Source organism: Burkholderia reimsis, assembly GCF_003294055.1.
Taxonomy (GTDB): Bacteria; Pseudomonadota; Gammaproteobacteria; order Burkholderiales; family Burkholderiaceae; genus Burkholderia; species Burkholderia cepacia.
On record NZ_QMFZ01000019.1, the window covers coordinates 57915 to 75466 of the forward strand.

At 66.6% G+C, this 17552-nt stretch carries 15 protein-coding genes; 7 read left to right on the top strand and 8 right to left on the bottom strand.

The window, feature by feature from the left end:
* Positions 1–17: 17 nt before the first annotated feature.
* Positions 18–962: a LysR family transcriptional regulator gene (locus DPV79_RS21695; RefSeq protein ID WP_113046446.1), complete on the bottom strand. Its 945-nt coding sequence runs from the start codon at positions 960–962 to the stop codon at positions 18–20.
* Positions 963–1191: 229 nt separating this feature from the next.
* Here DPV79_RS21695 and DPV79_RS21700 point away from each other — a divergent pair, with 229 nt between their 5' ends.
* Complete coding sequence (locus tag DPV79_RS21700; protein ID WP_059586591.1) at positions 1192–3366, top strand: phosphocholine-specific phospholipase C; 2175 nt, start codon at positions 1192–1194, stop codon at positions 3364–3366.
* Positions 3367–3572: 206 nt separating this feature from the next.
* Positions 3573–4298 (top strand): phosphonate utilization associated transcriptional regulator, encoded by a 726-nt coding sequence (locus DPV79_RS21705; protein WP_048025648.1) that lies wholly within the window; start codon positions 3573–3575, stop codon positions 4296–4298.
* Positions 4299–4472: 174 nt separating this feature from the next.
* On the opposite strand, the gene DPV79_RS21710 is transcribed toward DPV79_RS21705, so the two are convergent.
* From DPV79_RS21710 to DPV79_RS21740, 7 genes are all read right to left on the bottom strand, one after another.
* On the bottom strand, positions 4473–4745 hold the full coding sequence (locus DPV79_RS21710) for a hypothetical protein (protein ID WP_048025647.1): 273 nt from the start codon (positions 4743–4745) through the stop codon (positions 4473–4475).
* A complete protein-coding gene (locus DPV79_RS21715; protein WP_133295702.1) occupies positions 4742–5224 on the bottom strand; it encodes a lipoprotein N-acyltransferase Lnb domain-containing protein in 483 nt (160 codons plus the stop codon). The genes DPV79_RS21710 and DPV79_RS21715 overlap by 4 nt, the downstream gene beginning before the upstream one ends.
* Positions 5225–5529: 305 nt before the next feature.
* Entirely contained in the window at positions 5530–6918 is a 1389-nt protein-coding gene (locus DPV79_RS21720; RefSeq protein WP_059860008.1) for an FAD-dependent oxidoreductase, read from the bottom strand.
* Between the two features lie 115 nt (positions 6919–7033).
* The gene (locus DPV79_RS21725) at positions 7034–8164 is read right to left on the bottom strand and encodes a 2-aminoethylphosphonate--pyruvate transaminase (protein ID WP_113046447.1); all 1131 of its coding nucleotides are present in this window, start codon (positions 8162–8164) and stop codon (positions 7034–7036) included.
* Positions 8165–8212: 48 nt separating this feature from the next.
* Positions 8213–9940 carry a putative 2-aminoethylphosphonate ABC transporter permease subunit gene (locus DPV79_RS21730; RefSeq protein ID WP_113046448.1) on the bottom strand — a complete coding sequence of 576 codons (1728 nt, stop codon included), beginning with the start codon at positions 9938–9940 and terminating at the stop codon, positions 8213–8215.
* Positions 9937–11028 (bottom strand): putative 2-aminoethylphosphonate ABC transporter ATP-binding protein, encoded by a 1092-nt coding sequence (locus DPV79_RS21735; RefSeq protein ID WP_048025652.1) that lies wholly within the window; start codon positions 11026–11028, stop codon positions 9937–9939. The genes DPV79_RS21730 and DPV79_RS21735 overlap by 4 nt, the downstream gene beginning before the upstream one ends.
* Positions 11029–11125: 97 nt before the next feature.
* The gene (locus tag DPV79_RS21740; RefSeq protein WP_113046449.1) at positions 11126–12181 is read right to left on the bottom strand and encodes a putative 2-aminoethylphosphonate ABC transporter substrate-binding protein; all 1056 of its coding nucleotides are present in this window, start codon (positions 12179–12181) and stop codon (positions 11126–11128) included.
* Between the two features lie 208 nt (positions 12182–12389).
* On the opposite strand from DPV79_RS21740, the gene phnA reads away from it, so the two are divergent.
* The 5 genes from phnA to DPV79_RS21765 all read left to right on the top strand — a co-directional run bounded on the left by phnA (position 12390) and on the right by DPV79_RS21765 (position 17548).
* Positions 12390–13628 (top strand): phosphonoacetate hydrolase, encoded by a 1239-nt coding sequence (gene phnA, locus DPV79_RS21745; protein WP_059551887.1) that lies wholly within the window; start codon positions 12390–12392, stop codon positions 13626–13628.
* 29 nt (positions 13629–13657) lie between these two features.
* Positions 13658–15112, top strand: coding sequence for a phosphonoacetaldehyde dehydrogenase (gene phnY / locus DPV79_RS21750; protein ID WP_113046471.1), 1455 nt, complete (start codon positions 13658–13660; stop codon positions 15110–15112).
* A 203-nt stretch (positions 15113–15315) separates the two neighbouring features.
* Positions 15316–16098, top strand: coding sequence for an amino acid ABC transporter substrate-binding protein (locus tag DPV79_RS21755; RefSeq protein WP_113046450.1), 783 nt, complete (start codon positions 15316–15318; stop codon positions 16096–16098).
* Between the two features lie 14 nt (positions 16099–16112).
* Positions 16113–16793 carry an amino acid ABC transporter permease gene (locus DPV79_RS21760; RefSeq protein ID WP_027788824.1) on the top strand — a complete coding sequence of 227 codons (681 nt, stop codon included), beginning with the start codon at positions 16113–16115 and terminating at the stop codon, positions 16791–16793.
* The gene (locus DPV79_RS21765; protein WP_059554777.1) at positions 16790–17548 is read left to right on the top strand and encodes an amino acid ABC transporter ATP-binding protein; all 759 of its coding nucleotides are present in this window, start codon (positions 16790–16792) and stop codon (positions 17546–17548) included. The genes DPV79_RS21760 and DPV79_RS21765 overlap by 4 nt, the downstream gene beginning before the upstream one ends.
* The last annotated feature ends 4 nt before the right edge of the window (positions 17549–17552 follow it).

Sequence of the window (17552 nt, forward strand, 5' to 3'; positions counted from 1 at the left end):
GGCGAACGCGCGGCAGTTCAGCGCGCGTTCGCCCGCCGCGCCGTTCGTCCTGCTTCATCCGCCCCGGCTGCCGAGGCCGCCGCAGCTGCCGCGGCCGTGTTGCCGTCGGCCCGCAGGATGCACGCGAGAAACGCGTCGATCGCGGGGCTCTGGCGGCGCGCCTTCAGGTAGTACACGTATTCGTCGATCGTCGTGTCGACGCCGAGCAGCGCGATCACGCGCAGGTCGGGATGGCGCTCGGCCTCGCCGAGCGGAAACAGGCTGCCGCCCACGCCGTGCAGGATCGCCTCGCGGATCGCTTCGCGGCTGCCGATCTCGGCCATCGATACGGCCGCGACGCCGGCCGCCGCGAGGATCGCCTCCGTGCAGCGGCGCGTCACCGACCCTTCCTCGCGAATCAGCAGCCGCACGTCGGCGAGCTGCGCCGGATCGATCGCGTCGAAACGCGCGAGCGGATGCGTGCGATGCACGACGAGCACGAGCGGGTCGGTCGAGATCACCTTGCGTTCGAGGCCTTCGGCGTCGTTGCGCTGCGACGATACCGCGAGATCGATGCGGAATTCCTGCAGCGCCTGCAGGATTTCCTCGGAGTTGCCGATCCGGCACGTGAGCGCGATCGACGGATGCGCGTTCGAGAAGCGGCCGACCGCGTCCATGATGTAGTACGGCCCCGTCGCACCGATCCGCAGGTGACCTTCGAACAGGCCGCCGACGTTGCGCAGCATGATGTCGGCCTGCGCCTCGAGTGCGATCATCTTCTCGACGAGCGGCAGCAGCTCGATACCCGTCTCGGTGACCTCGAGCTTGCGGCCGCTGCGGTAGAACAGCTCGATGCCGTACAGCTGCTCGACCTGCCGGATCTGCGCGGCAATCGTCGGCTGGCTCACGCCCAGGTGGCGCGCGGCGCGCGTGATGCTGCCCTGCCGGACGGTCGCGTGGAATGCCTTCAGCTGATCGAACACGACTCGGCTTCTCCCCTCTTCATCGCGCGTCAGCGTAGCGCATGCGTGTGTCGGCCGCATGAAAGGCGCGTCGTGCGCCGCTTCGAAAAAAAGCTGGGGGTGAGCGCAAGAAAGCTGCTGGAACCGGTCACGGCCGGGACATGCGGGTGCGGGGTAATAGCGCGTAACACACCGACCGCCGGCCCCGCTCGACCGGCGCCCCACTCCTACCTACAACAGGGTTCCCTTCATGTCTTCGAACAATCGACGCGATTTCCTGCGCCTCGCCGCGCAGTCGGCCGGTGCGATGGCCGCCTACGCGGGCTTCCCGCCCGCGATCCGCAATGCGCTGGCGATGCCGGCCGCCTACCGCACGGGCACGATCCGCGACGTCGAGCACGTCGTGATCTTCATGCAGGAAAACCGTTCGTTCGACCATTACTTCGGCGGGCTGCGCGGCGTGCGTGGCTTCAACGACCCGCGCCCGCACCTGCTGCCGAGCGGCGCACCGGTGTGGCAGCAGCCGCCGGCATCGGTGTTCACGAAGAACTACCATTCGCGCGGCCTCGATCCGTCGGCGCCGTACGTGCTGCCGTTCTACCTCGATCCGAAGCAGACGACCGAATTCCAGCCGGGCACCAACCACGGCTGGAGCAGCGGCCACCTGTCCTGGAACAACGGCCAGTGGGACCAGTGGGTGAACCAGAAGCAGGACGTGCTGACGATGGGCTACCTGAAGCGCCAGGACCTCACGTACCACTACGCACTGGCCGACGCGTTCACGATCTGCGATTCGTACTTCTGCTCCGCGCACGCCGACACCGCGCCGAACCGCATCTACCTGTGGACCGGCACGGTCGACCCGCGCAACATCTACGGCACCCCGCCGAACGGCCCGGGCATCGGCGAGCGCGACGACGTGAACGGCTACACGTGGACGACCTACGCCGAGCGCCTCGAGAACGCGAAGATCAGCTGGAAGGTGTACCAGGGCGGCACGGGCATCCCGGGCGACCCGACCGACAACTACACCGACAACTCGCTGATGTTCTTCAAGAAGTTCCAGGTGAAGGAAGGCGCGAGCGGCCCGCTGGTCGACAAGGGCGCGTCGGACCACACGCTCGCCGAGCTGAAGGCCGACGTGCAGGCGAACCGGCTGCCGCAGGTGTCGTGGATCGTCGCGCCGTACAAGTACAGCGAGCACCCGCAGGCGTCGCCGACCGACGGCGCGTTCTACATCAACATGGTGCTCGAGGCGCTGACGTCGAACCCGGAGGTGTGGGCGAAGACCGTGTTCATCCTCAACTACGACGAGAACGACGGGCTGTTCGACCACGTCGTGCCGCCGGTGCCGCCGGTCACGAGCGGCGTGGGCGGCCAGGGCATCGTGTCGTCGAACCTGCTGTCGAACCTCGGCGACGAGCTGCTCGACCTGAACAAGTACCCGGGCGAAATGAGCCCGCTCGTGCCGGGCGCGGACCCGGGCGGCATCCAGCCGATCGGCCTCGGGCCGCGCGTGCCGCTGATCATCATCTCGCCGTGGACGAAGGGCGGCTGGGTCTGCTCGGAGACGTTCGACCATACGTCGGTGCTGCGTTTCCTCGAAGCGCGCTTCGGCGTGAAGGAGCCGAACATCAGCGCATGGCGCCGCTCGATCTGCGGCGACCTCACGTCGGCGTTCGACTTCTCCGCGCGCCCCGACACGCGCACGGTGAGCTTCACGGTGCCGCAGCACATCGCGACGGCCGGCCAGGCGTACCAGGTGCCCGCGCAGCAGGCGATGCCGGCGCAGGAACCCGGCACGCGGCCGGCGCGGGCGCTGCCGTACGAGCTGTTCGTGCACAGCCGGGTGAGCGGCCATGACGACAGCGTGTCGCTCGACTTCGCGAACACCGGCGACGCGGGTGCGGCGTTCTACGTGTACGACCGCCGCAATCCGGCAACGCCGCCGCGTCGTTATGCGGTGTCCGCGCACGATCGCTTCGTCGACACGTGGAACACGTCGGCCGCGCGCGGCGATTACCATCTCGCGGCATACGGCCCGAACGGCTATCTGTGCGAGTTCCAGGGCAACACGCGGCTCGCGGCCGACGGGCGGCACGCGAACCCCGAAGCGCGGATCGGCTACGACGTGCGCAACCGTCACGTGTACCTGCAACTGCGCAACAGCGGGCGCGCGACCTGCCGCGTGACGGTCGACAACGCGTACAGCCATGCGCATGCGCGCACCTACACGCTGGAGCCGGGCGAACGCGTCGAGGATCACTTCGCGCTGTCGTCGAGCCACGGCTGGTACGATCTGACGATTACCGCGACGACGCTGCGCGGCGGCGACGACAAGGTCGTGCGCCGCTTCGCGGGTCACGTCGAGACGGGCCGGCCGAGCCACAGCGATCCGGGGCCGGTGAAGCACACGACGGCCTGACGGCCGTCACGCGTCGCGCGATGCGGGCGAGGTCGGCCCGCCGCGCGAGCACCGCCTGCCGGCTGCATCCCGATTGCATCCCGGTACGTGGAATTGGCTTTTGGAAACTGAAAACTGTTGACAATGTGGCGGGCCGAGGGTATACAAGGATCATTCGCCGATATGGCGCCCTCGTTCCCTACCGCAGCCTTGCTGCCTGCCCGACCATGACAGCCCCGAACGCGCTCAGCGCCATCGAACTCCTGCAAAGCCAGTCGCTCGCGATGATCGTCCAGGACATGCTCGAGCGCGCGATCGTCTCCGGCGAATACGCACCCGGCGAGAAGCTCAACGAAGTCGAGATCGCGACCAGGCTGAACGTGTCGCGCGGCCCCGTGCGCGAAGCGTTCCGGGCGCTCGAGCAGGCCGGCCTGCTGCGTAACGAGAAGAACCGCGGCGTGACGGTGCGCGTCGTGCCGCTGCGCGAGGCCGAGGAGATCTACGAAGTGCGCGCGATGCTCGACGAGTCGGTCGCGCGCGCGCTCGCGAAGCGCATCTCGCCCGACACGCTGAAGGTGCTGAAGGGCATCATCCAGTCGATGAAGGACGCCGCGAAGACCCACGACGTCACGCGCTACACGGAGCTGAACGTGCAGTTCCACGACGCGATGGTCGTCGGCGTCGGCAATACGCACCTCACCGATACCTACCGCCGGCTGGTGCGCCAGCTCGGGCTGCTGCGCCAGGCCGCGATCGAGGCCGAGGAAGACGCGATCGCGGTGTCCGCCGCCGAGCACGACAAGATCGTGCAGGCGCTCGCACGGGGCGACGAGGAGCAGGCGGTCGCGCTGGTGCGCGAGCACGTTTCGCATGGCCTTGCGCGGATGCGCCGAACGCACGAGCAGGGGCTGCCCGCGACGGGCAAGGCGGCGCGGGAGAAGGCTGGCGCGTGAGTGGGGGCGGCGGGCGTCATCGCACATTGATGACGAAAGAGCGTTGACCGGGCGCTCACCGCCTTCCGTTCTTGCATTGCGAGTTTCGGCTGGGTTGCTGGTCGCATCGGACAGGCGTAGCCCCGGTCGAAATCGAAGGCGCCCGGGCTGAATGCACGGATCGCCGGCAGGCGATCATTTGCCGCGTCGTTTATCAAAGGCATCGTCCAGAACCCAGCCCGTGCCGGATTCGCAGTGCACTTCTGTGTACGCGTAAATTTTGGCAACACGATCCGTCAATGGAACACAGGATTCACCTTTCCTGACCGTAAAGATCGGCTGGGTTCTATCGTCGTTTGGCTCGGCAAACGCAGGCATGTTCTGAAGCGCTGTCCACTTCTCGTCTTTATATTTCGAGCACGCACCGATCGTCATGGTGAGTGCGGCGAATAGCAGAAGGCGCATCATTTTTTGGGATATCGTCGGATTCCAATCAGGCGTTTCGAGTGGCGCAGACCGGTCATCAAATCCGCAGGGGCTATGATACCCGGCAGTTGCCATCTTGGGTCATAAGCCAGAATTCCCGCCTTGCCCAGTAATTCGGCTATGTTCGACGAGCAATTGTTGTCGACGAGCGAGTATGGCTTGTTTTCATGTCGCCGGCGTTTAATCTCGGAAACAATGATCTTCTTCTCGTCCTCGGAGCTGTTGAGGAGATAGCCGATCGTATCGCGTTGCATCTTGGTTTGCTGGCGATTCAGATAGCTCCGGATGTTATCGACGTCCCACCCCGGATGCGCCCTGCCGTATACGATTCCGTCGATTGCGATCGCGGCATGTCCGAACTGGGATCCTCTCGAGATGGATCGAGAGTCGCTAATCAGGATTTCAACGGTTGCTGACGAATGCATGAAGGATGGAGTGAATTGATTATCTATCGAATTCACGAAATCCTATCATGATGATTGTGATTATCAAATTGAGATATTTAATAGAAAAATAAATACTCGATAAGTGGTAAACGTATTTGTTGATTATGTCTGTATTGGGGCATGTCTCATCGATACGCAGTAAATTGAATGACGGGTTGCCTGTTTTGCAGGAATCACGATGTGGGAGATTGGATTTGCTCCATGGACGGGATTTCCTCGCTCGCCAATCGGGCGAGGCGAGGGCTCAAAAAGCCGGCGGCGGGATAGCGCTTGGCGTGCCGCCCGGGTTTTCCTGATCCCCCGCGCATGGTGCCCTCCCGTCACGCCTTGTCCGCCTTCCCCGCCGCGCTCGCAAACCTCGCGAGCCACGTATCGACGGCCGCCGGCTGCCGGCTCTCGTCCTCCGCGCGCTCCTTGCGGCGGATCGCATTGCGCACGACATGCGCGCCGACATAGCGGATCGGCTCCGGCGGGAAATGGCCGAGCGGGCCGCGCACGATCGGGCTGCGCGTCCATGCGTTGTCGAGGCCGAGCACCAGCGACGACAAAATCTGCCCGCCCATGTAGGTCGGCCCCACGCCGTTGCCCGAATAGCCGAAGCCGTAGAACACGTTCGGCGCATCGTCCAGGCGGCCGAAGAACGGGAAGCCGGTGACCGATCGATCCGACGGCCCGTTCCAGCTCGCCGTGACCGGCACGCCCGCGAGCGACGGAAAGAACTCGCGCAGGCTGTGCGTGAGCTGCGCCTCGTACGGCGAGCGCCGGTCGAACACGGGCGCGATGCGGCTGCGCCACGAGAACGTGTTGCCGCCCTTGCCGAGCATCAGCCGCCCGTCGGCGGTGGTGCGGTAGTAGTAGACGAAGATCCGCGAATCGAGCACCGACACGCCGTCCACGAGCCCGGTCTTCTCGAGCAGTTCCGGGCATTTCTCGGTGATGACCATGTCGCTCGACACGACCGCGATCGTGCGTTCGAACTGCGGGAAGCGGCTCGCCATCCATGCGTTGATCGCGAACACGAGCTTGCCCGCGCTCACGCTGCCCGACGGCGTGCGCACGACGGCCGGCTGGCCGGGCGTGAAGTCGAGCATCGGCGTGCGCTCGTAGATCCGGATGCCCATCGCGAGCGCGACGCGGCGCAGCCCGCGCACGAGCTTGCCGGGATGCACGGTCGCGGCGATCGGCGAGTAGACGCCGTCGAGGTTGCGTGCGGAACCCGAGCGGCGCGCGACTTCGGCGGGCGGCAGCGGCTCGTAGCTGTGGATGCCGCACGCGGCGAGCGCATCGAGTACCGGCGCGAGCGTGCCGACCTGCGCGCGCGACGTCGCGGTGTACAGCGTGCCGTCGAGCCGCAGCTCGGCATCGATGTCGTGCGCGCGGCAGAAATCGGCGATGTGCTGCACGGCTGCTTCGGAGGCCTTCACGAGCCGGATCGCCTCGGCTTCCCCGAACAGCCGCCGCAGCGTCAGGAATTTCGCGGACCACGTGAGCAGGCAGCCGCCGTTGCGGCCGCTCGCGCCGGCGCCGCACAGGTCGGCTTCGACGATCGCGATGTCGAGCGCCGGGTTCTGCTGCTTCGCCTGGATCGCGGTCCAGAGCCCGGTGAAGCCGCCGCCGACGATGCAGACGTCGGCCTGCGTCGCACCTTGCAGCGCGGGGGCGAGATCGCCGTCGTTGAACAGCGCTTGTTCGATCCAGAAGGGTCGCATGGGAGGGTTCGCCGAAAAGGGGCCGTGCCATGCACGGCACGGGAAAAGCGGCCGCCGCATGCGAACGTGCACGCGGCGGGGTACGTCACATCACATCCCGTCGTATCGCGTCACGTCAGGCCGCCGCTTCGGCCGATACGCGGCGCACGCCCATCGCTTTCAGCGTGTCGGCGATCGCGGCGACGGCGCCCGGGATGCCGGCTTCGCCGAAGTGGCCGATGCAGCCGACCCGGAACGTCTCGACCTCGGTGAGCTTGCCCGGATACAGGATGTAGCCGCGTTTCTTGACCTCCTGGTAGAACCGCTTGAAGTCGTAGTTCGGATCGTCCGGCGCGTGGAACGTGACGATGATCGGCGCCTGGATCGCCGGATCGAGGAACGGCCGGAAGCCGAGCGCGAGCATCCCGTCGATCAGCGCGCGCGTGTTGCGCTGGTAGCGGCCGCCGCGCGCGGCGAGCCCGCCTTCGTCGACGTATTGCGCGACGGCCGCGTCGAGCGCCGCGACCACGTGGGTCGGCGGCGTGAAGCGCCACTGCGTCGTGCGCTGCATGTAGACCCACTGGTCGTACAGGTCCATCGCGAGCGAATGGCTGTTGCCTTCGCAGCGTTCGAGCGTGCTGCGCTTCGCGATCACGAAGCCGAGCCCCGGCACGCCTTCGAGGCATTTGCCGGACGCGGCGATCACCGCATCGAACGGCGTCGTGCGCGCGTCGATGTCGATCGCGCCGAACGAGCTCATCGCATCGACGATCAACGCGCGGCCCTGCTTCGCGACGACCTGCGCGATGTCGTGCAGCGGGTTCAGCACGCCGGCACCCGTCTCGCAGTGCACGAGTGCGACGTGCGTGATGGACGGATCGGCGGTGAGCGCGCGCTCGACGTCGGCCGGATCGACGCGGCGATCCTCGCTGTAGTCGATCGTCGTGAGCTTGCGGCCGAGCACGCGGCAGATCTTCGCGATGCGCTGACAGTACGCGCCGTTGTTCGGCACGAGCACGTGGCCGTCGCGCGGCACGAGCGTGCCGATGGCCGCCTCGACGGAGAAGGTGCCGCTGCCTTGCAGCGGCACGCATTCGTGCGTGCCTTCGCCGTGCACGATCTGCAGCAGGCGTTCGCGCAGCCGCGCGGTGATCGTGTTGAAGTCGCTGTCCCACGATCCCCAGTCGCGCAGCATCGCGTCGCGCGTGCGGTCGGAGGTGGTCAGGGGGCCGGGGGTGAGCAGGATGGGCTGGGCGGCGAGCGTCATGGTGTCTCCTCGATGAAGTCGGGACGTCACGTGAATGCGGCGAAAGAATCAGTGGCGATGCGGGTTGCGCCAGGCCTGCGTACGGCGCAGCAGTCGATGCGAGATGCACGCGAACAGCACGCAGGCGAACGACGACGTCGCGAGCACGAGCGTGGCCATCGCGGCGGCCGGGCCCATCTGGCCCGCGTCGTCGAGGTTCAGGATCGCGACCGACGCGGGCTGCGTGTCGGGCGAGTAGAGGAACGCGACGGCCGACACGGTCGTCATCCCGTTGACGAACAGGTAGCGCGCGATCAGCAGGATCGCGGGCAGGCACACGGGCACGGTCACGCGCAGGAAGGTCTTGTAGAACGGCACCTTCAGCGACGCGGACACGGCCTCGAACTCGCTGTCGATCTGCCTGAGCGCGGTGACGGCCGTCAGGTGGCTCGACGCGTAGTAGTGCACCACCGTGACGATCGCGAGCAGCCACAGCGAGCCGTACAGCCCGCTCAGCGGATTGCCGGGCGCGTTGAACAGGAAGATGTAGCTGATGCCGAGCACGAGCCCCGGCACGCCCATCGGCAGGATCGCGCACAGGGCGATGAAGCCGCGCAGCCAGCGCGCGCCGCGCGTCTTCTCGATCAGGTACGCCCCGCCGAACACGACGATCGTGCCGCCGATCGCCACCGTCGCAGCCATCCGCAGGCTGTTCCTGTACGCGTCGAAGATGCCGGCGCCGATCAGCCCCATCTCGTAGTGCTGCAGCCCGAGGGTCATCTGGTACGGCCAGAACTTCACGAACGACGCGAACACCGAGATGCCGACCACCGCGATGAAGAACGCGCATACGAGCGTGCAGTACGCGAGCATCGCCGCGTCGAAGCCGCGCGACGGTTTCGGCTGGTACGGCGTCGAGCGCGCGCCGAGCTGCGACTGCTGGCGGCGGCGGATGAAGAAGTCGACGCCGAACGCGACGAGGGCGGGGCACAGCAGCATCAGGCTCACGACGGCGCTGCGGTTGAAGTCCTGCAGGCCGATGATCAGCTTGTAGATGTCGGTCGACAGCACGTTGTACGAGCCGCCGATCACGACCGGCACGCCGAAGTCGTTGATGCACATCGTGAACGCCACCATCGTCGCGCTGATCAGCCCGTACTTCGCGCCCGGCAGCGTGATCGTGAAGAACTTGCGGATGCGGCGCGTACCCATCGCGTCGGCGGCCTCGTAGAGCCGGCCGTCGGCCAGCGACAGCGCGGTGACGAGGATCATCAGCACGTGCGGGAACGACGCGTACACCATGCTCAGCACGATGCCCGGCAGCCCGTAGATCGAATGGCCGTGCAGCAGCGGCTTCAGCAGCCCCGCGTTGCCGAACCAGTAGATGAACGACACCGCGGACAACAGCGTCGGCGCGAGCAGTGGCAACAGCGCGATCGTGCGCGCGGCGTTCTTCAGCGGCATGCACGAGCGCGTCAGCGCATACGCGAACGTGAACGCCATCGGCACGACGATCATCGTGACGAGCGCGCCGACCGTCAGCGAATGCAGCATCGAACGCAGCACGCCGCTGTCCTCGAGGTAATCGACGAAGTTGTGCGCGCCGACGAATCGCCCGTCGGCATCGACGAAGCATTTCTGCACGACGAGCGTGAGCGGCAGCAGCAGGAACAGCGACATCAGCGCGGCCATCGCGACGAGCGCGAACTGCGCGATGCGGTCGTGCCAGTGCGTGATCTGCCGCACGTCGGCGGGGGCGGAGGCGCCACGGCGGCGCTCGGTCAGGACGGTGCTCATTGCAGTCGCTCCTTCGCGCACGGGAACACGCGGACATGCTCGCGATCGAGCGCGAGATCGATGCGCGCGCCGGCCGCCACGCCGGTGCGGTCGACGTCGTGATACGACAGGTCGGCGACGATCTCCTGGCCGTCGAGCCCGTCGATCCGGAAGCTCACGCGACAGAACGCGCCGAGGAATTCGAGCTTCTCGACGCGGCCGGCCAGCACGTTGTCGGCCGTTTCGCCGGGCACGCGGATGCGCAGGTCTTCCGGCCGCACGTAGACCGACACCGCCGCGCCCTGCGCGGGGCGGGCCGTGCCATGGCGGCAGTCGAGGCCGACCGCGCCCGCGCGCAGCGTGCCGTCCTGCGCGACTTCGGCGGGAATCGTGTTGACGCGGCCGATGAAATCCGCGACGAACGGCGACGCCGGCTGCCGGTAGATTTCGAGCGGCGTGCCGATCTGCTCGATCACGCCGTGGTTCATCACGACGATGCGGTCTGCCATCGACAACGCTTCTTCCTGGTCGTGCGTGACCATGATCGTCGTCACGCCGAGCCGCTGCTGCAGCGCGCGGATTTCCTGGCGCAGCCGCACGCGCACGCGCGCGTCGAGCGCCGACAGCGGCTCGTCGAGCAGCAGCAGGCCGGGGGAAGTCGCGAGCGCGCGCGCCAGCGCGATGCGCTGCTGCTGGCCGCCCGACAACTGGCCCGGGTGCTTGCGATGGCTGTCGGGCAGGCCCACCAGCGCGAGCAGCGTGTGCACGCGCTCGTGGATCGCGTCGCGCTTCATCTTCCGGTTCACGAGCCCGTACGCGACGTTGTCGTACACGGTGAGGTTCGGGAACAGCGCATACGACTGGAACACGATGCCGTAGTCGCGCAGTTGCGGCGGCAGCCGCGAGATGTCGCGGCCGTCCTGCATGATGTGGCCGGCGTTCTGCGTTTCGAGCCCCGCGATGATCCGCAGCAGCGTGGTCTTCCCGCAGCCGGACGGCCCGAGGAAGCAGATCATTTCGCCCTTCATCACGCTCAGGTTGATGTCGGTCAGGACCTGCGTGTCGTTGTACCGCTTCTCGATGCGTTCTACGCTCAGATAAGGTGCCATGCGCGCCTCCATGCTGGGGCGGCCCGGGGGCCGGATTCGACGATGGAAAGGGTGACGCGGGGCGGCGCGCGGCGCGGCCCCGCTGCCGGTCGCGGCGTTACTGCTGCGTTTTCGCCCCGTAGCGCTTCTGCCACGTATCGAGGATCGACTGGCGGTTCTTCGCCGACCACACGAAGTCGTTCTTCACGAGCAGGTCCGAGTAGTTGTCGGGGATGCCGGCGAGCTTGCGCGCGACACCCGGGTACGCGACGATCGCCCACCAGCGCGCGGTGATCTGGTTCGCGTCCTTGCTCGCCATGAAGTCGGCCAGCTTCTTCGCGGCGTCGGGCTGCTTCGTCGTCTTCATGATCGCCGTGCCTTCCATGTCCCAGCCGAGCCCTTCCTTGGGGAACACGAGATCGATCGGCGCGCCCTGCGACTGCAGTTCGTGGCCGCGGAACTCGAACGAGATGCCGATCGGGAATTCGCCGGTGCCGGCGAGCGTGCACGGCTTCGAGCCCGAGTGCACGTATTGCGCGACGTTCCTGTCGAGCGCGTCCATGAATTTCCAGCCTTTGTCGTCGCCGAAGGTCTGCAGCCACGCGGTCACGTCGAGGTAGCCGGTGCCGGAGGAAACCGGGCTCGGCATCACGATCGCGCCTTTGTAGACGGGCTTCGTCAGGTCGTCCCACGACGTCGGCTTCGGGATGTTCTTCGCCTGCGCGGCGACGCGGTTGTAGCAGATCGTCGCGCCCCACACGTCCATGCCGACCCAGTGCGGCGGCGTGTTCGCGTCGCTGTACTTGCGCGTGAGCTGGTCGAAGCCCTTCGGCGTGTACGGCATCAGCATGCCCTGCAGGTCGAGCAGCGTGAGGCTCGACGCGGCGAGGCCGAGCACGACGTCCGCGCGCGGGTTGTTCTTCTCCGCGAGCAGCTTCGCGGTGACCGAGCCGGTCGAGTCGCGCACCCAGCGGATCTCGATGTCGGGGTTCGCTTTCTCGAACGCATCCTTGTAGGGCTTCATCGCCTCGTCTTCCAGCGCGGTGTAGACGAGCAGCGACGTCTTTGCGTGCACCGCCTGCGCGGCGCCGAGCGCGACCGCCGCGGCCAGCGCGAGACGGGCCGCGCCCGCCGCCCATGCATTCAAACGCTTGTTTACCGGCACTTCGTTCATCTTCAGACCCCTTGACTGTGGCGCCGCGGCACACGGCGGATGAGTGGAGACCAGCCCTCTTGCTGTTGCGTTGTTTTGCTTTCTGTTCTCTGCATGTTGTTGACAATCTACAAATCATCAATTTTAATGTCAAGCATGGAAAACACCTCCCTTCGGCGCGGCGCGGGCGCCGACGGCTCTACCCTTCGAACTGAAAGGAATGAACGTCATGACTGAAACGCCTGTATCCGTGGAAGTGAACGGCCGCCGCTACAACTGGATGCGCCGGCCGGTGGTGGTCGTGTGCGTCGACGGCTGCGCATACGAATACCTGGAGGAAGCCGCCGGGGCCGGCGTCGCGCCGTTCCTGCGCACGCTGCTGAAACCGGGCACGGCGCTCAAGGGCGAGTGCGTGGTGCCGAGCTTCACGAACCCGAACAACCTGTCGATCGTGACGGGCGTGCCGCCGGCGGTGCATGGGATAAGCGGCAACTATTTCTACGATCGCGACACCGGCGCCGAGGTGCTGATGAACGATCCGAAGTACCTGGTCGCCCCCACCGTGCTCGCGACCTTCGCCGAGCAGGGGGCGCGCGTCGCGGTCGTCACCGCGAAGGACAAGCTGCGCCGCCTCCTCGGCAAGGGGCTGAAGGGCATCTGCTTCTCGTCGGAAAAGGCCGACGAGGCGACCGTCGAGGAAAACGGCATCGACAACGTGCTCGAGCTGGTCGGCAAGCCCGTGCCGAGCGTGTACAGCGCGGACCTGTCGGAATTCGTGTTCGCGGCCGGCGTGCGCCTGCTCGAGACGCGCCCGATCGACCTGATGTACCTGTCGACCACCGACTACGTGCAGCACAAGTGCGCGCCCGGCACGGAAGGCGCAAACGCGTTCTACGCGATGATGGACACGTACCTGCAGCGCCTCGACGAACTCGGCGCGATCGTCGCGATCACGGCCGACCACGGGATGAACGCGAAGCACGACGATGAAACCGGCGAGCCGAACGTGATCTACCTGCAGGAGCTGTTCGACGCGTGGCTCGGTCACGACGCGGCGCGCGTGATCCTGCCGATCACCGATCCGTACGTCGTGCACCACGGCGCGCTCGGCTCGTTCGCGACCGTCTACGTGCCGGCGTCGGCCGATGCCGAGGCGCTGCGCGCGCGGCTCGCCGCGGTCGACGGCATCGAGGTCGTGCTGACGGGCGCCGAGGGCTGCGCGCGCTTCGAGCTGCCGCCCGCGCGCATGGGCGACCTGATCGTGATCTCGAAGCAGGACGTCGTGCTCGGCACGCGCCGCATCAAGCACGACCTGTCGGGCCTCGACGTGCCGCTGCGTTCGCACGGCGGGATCTCCGAGCAGATCGTGCCGCTGATCTTCAGCAAGCCGGTCGCCGGCGACGTCACGGGCCGCGCGCGGCTGCGCAACTTCGACATCATCGACATCGCGCTCAACCATCTGCAGTGATGCATCCGCATCCGCAAGGGGACACACTCATGAACGCCATTGCAGCATCGACGGACGTCCGCGAGATTCGTCGCGAAGCACTGCGAATCGACGGCGAACGGATTCATCGCGACGCGGTGATCGAAGTGCGCAACCCGTACGACGGCGCGCTGGTCGGCACCGTGCCGAAGGCGACACCCGACGACGTGCGGCGCGCGTTCGCGGCCGCGCGTGCATACCGGCCGGCGCTCACGCGCCACGATCGCGCGGCGATCCTGCGCCGCGCGGCCGACATCGTGCGTGCGCGCACGGCGGAGATCGCGGCGCTGATCACGGCCGAGGCCGGGTTGTGCATCAAGGATTCGACATACGAGGCGGGCCGCGTGGCCGACGTGCTGACGTTCGGCGCCGGTGAAGTGCTGAAGGACGACGGTCAGATCTTCTCGTGCGACCTGACCCCGCACGGCAAGAAGCGCCGCGTGTACACGCAGCGCGATCCGCTGCTCGGCGTGATTTCGGCGATCACGCCTTTCAACCACCCGATGAACCAGGTCGCGCACAAGATCGTGCCGTCGATCGCGACCAACAACCGGATCGTCGTGAAGCCTTCCGAGAAGGTGCCGCTGTCGTGCTACCTGTTCGCGGACATCCTGTACGAAGCGGGCCTGCCGCCGCAGATGCTGCAGGTGCTAACCGGCGACCCGAAGGAGATCGCCGACGAACTGATCACGAACCCGGCGATCGACCTCATCACGTTCACCGGCGGCGTATCGATCGGCAAGTCGATCGCGGCGCGGATGGGCTACCGGCGCGCGGTGCTCGAACTCGGCGGCAACGATCCGATCATCGTGATGGAAGACGCCGATCTCGACGAAGCGAGCACGCTCGCGGTATCGGGTTCGTACAAGAACTCGGGGCAGCGCTGCACGGCGATCAAGCGGATGCTCGTGCACGAGTCGGTGGCCGATCGCTTTACGGAGCTGGTCGTCGAAAAAACGCGCGCGTGGTCGTACGGCAATCCGGCCGATCCGTCGGTGGACATGGGTACGGTGATCGACGAAGCGGCCGCGAAGTTCTGCGAGCAGCAGGTGAACGACGCGATCGCGCGCGGGGCGCGGCTGCTGGTCGGCAACGTGCGCGACGGCGCGCTGTATTCGCCGACGGTGATCGATCGCGTGACGCCCGACATGCCGCTCGTGAAATACGAGACGTTCGGGCCCGTGTCGCCGATCATGCGTTTCCGCGACATCGACGAAGCGATCAGGATGTCGAACAGCACCGACTATGCGCTGTCGTCGTCGGTGTGCACGAACCGCTTCGACCACATCACGCGTTTCATCACCGAGCTGGAAGTCGGCAGCGTGAACGTGCGCGAAGTGCCGGGCTACCGGCTCGAGCTGACGCCGTTCGGCGGCGTGAAGGACTCGGGGCTGGGGTACAAGGAAGGCGTGCAGGAAGCGATGAAGAGCTTCACGAATACGAAGACGTATTCGCTGCCGTGGTAAGCGGTGTGTAAGCCGCGTGCACCGGTTTCGCGGCCGGTGCGCGCGTCAGTCCGAGCGTTGATCGACGCGTTATTCGATCGGCTCATATCGATAGCCGATTTGCGTTTTTGCCGTGCCTCGACGCATCGGTAGAATTCGCGGACTTATCGAACGGCACGCGCGTGCCGCGGGATCACTCCCTCCAATCATTCGGGGTCCGCACCATGAAAATCCTTCGCTCCATCCTGGTCGTCGCCATGCTGCAGGCCGTTTCGGTCACGAGCGCACTGGCTGCCGACGACCTGTCGCAGATCAAGTCGTCCGGCGTGTTCCGGGTCGGCACCGAAGGGACGTACGCGCCGTTCACGTACCACGACGAGACCGGCAAGCTGACGGGCTTCGACGTCGACATCGCGACCGCGATCGCGCAGCGTCTCGGCGTGAAGCCGCAGTTCGTCGAAGGCAAGTGGGACGGGTTGATCGCCGGCCTCGACGTGAACCGCTACGACGCGGTCGTCAACGAAGTGTCGATCACCGACGCGCGCAAGGCGAAATACGATTTCTCCACGCCGTACATCACGTCGCGCGCGGTGCTGATCGTGCGCGCGGACAACACGACGATCCGCTCGTTCGACGACCTGAAGGGCAAGAAGTCCGCGAACACGCTCACCAGCAATTTCGGCAAGCTCGCGGCCGCGCATGGCGCGGACGTCGTGCCGGTGCAGGGTTTCAACGAATCGATCGACCTGCTGAGCTCGGGCCGCGTCGACGCGACGATCAACGATTCGCTGTCGTACCTCGATTTCCGCAAGCACAAGCCGGACGCGAAACTGAAGATCGCGGCGACCGACACGGGCGGCGCCAGCGATGCATCGGGCGTGCTGCTGCGCAAGGGCAGCCCCGCGCTGGTGGCCGCGATCGACAAGGCGCTCGCGGACATCAAGGCCGACGGCACCTACGCGAAGATCTCGCAGAAGTATTTCGGCCGCGACGTGTCGCAGCCGTGACGCGAGGCTGAACGATGCCGGCCTGGCTTCACCTGATGGCGGAATCGCTGAAGCCCCTGCTCGTCGCGGGGCTCGTGTTCACGGTTCCGCTCACGCTCGCGTCGTTCGCGATCGGCCTGCTGCTCGCGTTCGGCGCGGCGCTCGTGCGGCTGTTCGGGCCGCGCTGGGCACAGGCCGCCGTGCGGTTCTACATCTGGCTGTTTCGCGGCTCGCCGCTGCTCGTGCAGCTGTTCGTGATCTTCTACGGCCTGCCGAGCGTCGGCATCGTGCTCGATCCGCTGACGGCCGCCGTGATCGGCTTCTCGCTGAACGTCGGCGCGTACAACGCGGAGGTGATCCGCGGCGTGATCGAATCGATTCCGAAGGGGCAGTGGGAGGCCGCGTACTCGATGGCGATGACGCGCCCGCAGGCGCTGCGCCGCGCGATCCTGCCGCAGGCCGCGCGCGTCGCGCTGCCGGCTTTGTCGAATTCGTTCATTTCGCTGGTGAAGGACACGTCGCTCGCGGCCGTGCTGACCGTGCCGGAGATCTTCCAGGCCGCGCAGCGGATCGCGGCCGTGACCTACGAACCGATGATCCTCTATACGGAAGCCGCGCTGATCTATCTGCTGCTCAGTTCGGTGCTGTCCACGCTGCAGCGTCGCCTCGAAACCCGCTTCGGCCGTCACGCGCTGTTCCAGGCGGAGTTGCGATGATCCGGCTCGAACGCATCGACAAGTCGTTCGGCACGCAGCGCGTGTTGCACGGGATCGACCTCGCCTTGCAGCCCGGCAGCGTGACGGCGCTGATCGGGCCGTCCGGCAGCGGCAAGAGCACGCTGCTGCGTTGCGTGAACCTGCTCGAAGTACCCGAGGCAGGTGCGCTGACGGTCGGCGACGCCCGCATCGACTTCTCGCCGGCGCACCGGCCGGCGCGCGACGCCGTGTTCGCGGTGCGCCGACAGACCGGCATGGTGTTCCAGAACTTTCAGCTGTTTCCGCACCTGAGCGTCGTGCAGAACGTGATGGAAGGGCTCGTCACCGTGCAGCGCTGGTCGCGCGAACGGGCCCGCGAACGCGCGCTCGCGCTGCTCGAGAAGGTCGGTATCGCGAACAAGGCCGACGCGTGGCCCGGCACGCTGTCGGGCGGCCAGCAGCAACGCGTCGCGATCGCACGTGCGCTTGCACCGTCGCCGCAGGTGCTGCTGTGCGACGAGCCGACGTCGGCACTCGATCCGGAGCTGTCCGTCGAAGTCGTCGAGGTGCTGCGCCAGCTCGCGCGCGAAGGCACGACGATGCTGATGGCGACGCACGACCTGCGCCTGGCCGCGTCGATCGCGCACGACGCGGTGTTTCTCGCGGAGGGGCGCGTGGTCGAGGCCGGCGCATCGCGCGACCTGTTCGGCGGCCCGCGCGATCCGCGCACCGCGAAGTTCATCTCGACGCTCGCGCAGGGCGTGCCGGTGTTCTGACGCG